Here is a 1555-nt window from a genome sequence, read left to right as displayed (position 1 = left end):
GGCAAGCATAGAGTCTTCGCGCGGTTGGAATGGCTTGGGTTCAGTGCCGAGTGTGAGCATCGGGTTTGCAATGGAATATACTACATCCTGTCCAATTGATGTGGATGAGAAATACACCGATATACTCGTGTGTGACCCGCTATTAAACTTGATGAATTGTGCTTCTGTATAAGGAATAATACTTACTGAGCCATCTGCGTTAGCAATGCTCATCTTCATGTTGTGACTGCATTGTAGATAATACTCCGTGTTAGGCGTAACAGATAACGGATAACTTACAAATTGCCAGCCTTCAGCTGCTTTTTGGTCAATAGATAAGCTGTAAGGACTAATTATTTTTCTTGAACTGCTCCCAAGCTGTGACCACTCATAAAACGGCGGCAATAGATTCTCTCCATACCGTATTACATAGGGATTCTCTACGCCGATGATGCCGATTCTGCCGCTCCCGTTAATCTCCGATTTACCTTTGATAGAACCAAGGTTAAAGCGTGCATCCTTGGCCGCGCTGACTACCTGTAAGCCAGGCTGTAATGTGATCTCGTCTGTATCGGCTGTATTAAGGCGAGTTTCTAAAGCAGATATCGCTTCGCCCTGCTCCTGCAGCAGCTCACCATGAGTAACAATCTCTGCAAGCTGTGCGGCTGATAGCAAACCGCCCTCTGTAAGAGTTGCCGTAGGGATCGGATCGGCTCCATGCTCAGTATGCGTGCTACCGTGAGCCCCTGGAGTAGCGTCACCTGTTGCCGTGATTGTAACTTCTCCATTGTTGGGATTAGTCGTTACTGTGATCCCCACGCCACCGACAATAAAAAACTGTGATGACGGATTCGCGGCTTCAATATCATTGACCTTGGCAAAGGCATTTTGGTTAACCTCTGCACCATCCTCAATACTGTCAAGCTTGTCATGGTCGGCCTGTGTGACGTGGACAACCTTATCATCAATATGAGCGGTCAATTCTGTCGCGGTACCACCAGCAGCCTTACTATCCCATTCTGCCTTTTGAGCCTTTGTGACGTGGATATCGGCATTGGCTATATGGTCGTCTGCTGCCGTCTTATTGGCGTCCATTTCAGCCTGTACTTTGTCAAAGCCGATGTTGATAGTCTGAAAATCCTCACTGATCTTCTTACTTGGAGTTAGGTTTCCGTACCTGTTCGTCATGCGCTTTAGGTCCTTTCTTGAGTTGTTCTAACCGCTGCTCGACCGCTTCCTTAACTCCCTGCAGGATCGCTTCTTCATTGCCTGGATGGTATGGAGTTACGGCCATGATTACGGAGCATATCTCTGGTACCGGCTTAAGAGGATCAAGCTCTACTTTCACAACTGGTTGTATCTGTGCCATTTATGTCACCTTCTTTCGAACGTTTGTTTGCAGGAAAAGCCTCCCTATATTTTGCTATTTGTTGCCTTGAATCACGCTAAGACTCGCCTTAAGATATGCTTCCTCATATTTCTCTAGCAAATTGTTCAATTCTCTTGAAAATTGATCGGCCATTAATTGAACGGCTTGGGTTGTATGCTGCTTTGTCAAAAGCAAATCACGCTCAAG

The 1555-nt window shown here is 46.3% G+C and carries 1 protein-coding gene and 1 pseudogene; both read right to left on the bottom strand.

Features of this window, described 5'->3' with window-relative positions:
• Positions 1-1167 (bottom strand): annotated as a pseudogene (locus tag DMN77_RS23490) (hypothetical protein); the annotation flags it as partial.
• Complete coding sequence (locus tag DMN77_RS23485) at positions 1133-1348, bottom strand: hypothetical protein (RefSeq protein WP_179016454.1); 216 nt, start codon at positions 1346-1348, stop codon at positions 1133-1135. The gene DMN77_RS23485 and the pseudogene DMN77_RS23490, both read right to left, overlap by 35 nt.
• Positions 1349-1555 lie beyond the last annotated feature (207 nt).

The sequence above is a fragment of the Paenibacillus sp. 79R4 genome, from assembly GCF_013393165.1.
In the GTDB taxonomy this organism is placed as follows: Bacteria; Bacillota; Bacilli; order Paenibacillales; family Paenibacillaceae; genus Fontibacillus.
The sequence above is the reverse complement of the archived record's forward strand: the minus strand, read 5'-3'. Positions and strand labels throughout refer to the sequence as shown.